At 49.3% G+C, this 1,244-nt stretch carries 1 rRNA gene; it reads left to right on the forward strand.

Annotated elements, in window-relative coordinates:
- Window positions 1-111: 111 nt before the first annotated feature.
- Window positions 112-1,244, forward strand: a 23S ribosomal RNA gene (locus ACF8CV_RS22380); the annotation flags it as partial.

Genomic DNA, 1,244 nt, shown 5'->3' on the forward strand with positions numbered 1-1,244 from the left:
TTCAAGTGTTCTTGGAATTTGAGTCCGGCAAAATCGAGTCTGCATCATGTATAAAAATTGCAGACAACTTTGGTGACTTGTTCATCAACTCGAAACTCCTTCGGGTTGTATGGTTAAGTGACTAAGCGTACACGGTGGATGCCTTGGCAGTCAGAGGCGATGAAAGACGTAGTAACTTGCGATAAGCCCAGATTAGGTAGTAACAACCATTTGAGTCTGGGATTTCTGAATGGGGAAACCCACGTGCATAAGCACGTATCCTTACCTGAATACATAGGGTAAGGAGGCGAACCGGGGGAACTGAAACATCTAAGTACCCCGAGGAAAAGAAATCAACCGAGATTCCGAAAGTAGCGGCGAGCGAAATTGGACTAGCCCTTAAGCTTTACACGCGTTAGACGAACGGTCTGGAAAGTCCGACGATACAGGGTGATAGTCCCGTAGTTGACGACGTGTGTTCAGTGAAATCGAGTAGGGCGGGACACGTGATATCCTGTCTGAATATGGGGGGACCATCCTCCAAGGCTAAATACTACTGACTGACCGATAGTGAACCAGTACCGTGAGGGAAAGGCGAAAAGAACCCCTGTGAGGGGAGTGAAATAGAACCTGAAACCGTGTACGTACAAGCAGTAGGAGCAGGCTTTGTCCTGTGACTGCGTACCTTTTGTATAATGGGTCAGCGACTTATATTCAGTGGCAAGGTTAACCATCTAGGGGAGCCGTAGGGAAACCGAGTCTTAACTGGGCGTTCAGTCTCTGGATATAGACCCGAAACCAGGTGATCTAGCCATGGGCAGGTTGAAGGTTGAGTAACATCAACTGGAGGACCGAACCGACTAATGTTGAAAAATTAGCGGATGACTTGTGGCTAGGGGTGAAAGGCCAATCAAACCTGGAGATAGCTGGTTCTCCCCGAAAGCTATTTAGGTAGCGCCTCGGACGAATACTACTGGGGGTAGAGCACTGTTAAGGCTAGGGGGTCATCCCGACTTACCAACCCTTTGCAAACTCCGAATACCAGTAAGTACTATCCGGGAGACACACGGCGGGTGCTAACGTCCGTCGTGGAGAGGGAAACAACCCAGACCGCCAGCTAAGGTCCCAAATTACTACTAAGTGGGAAACGATGTGGGAAGGCTCAGACAGCCAGGATGTTGGCTTAGAAGCAGCCATCATTTAAAGAAAGCGTAATAGCTCACTGGTCGAGTCGGCCTGCGCGGAAGATGTAACGGGGCTAAGTA

Origin of the sequence: Vibrio sp. zbq_1, from assembly GCF_043102935.1 — a bacterium.
Lineage (GTDB): Bacteria > Pseudomonadota > Gammaproteobacteria > Enterobacterales > Vibrionaceae > Vibrio > Vibrio parahaemolyticus.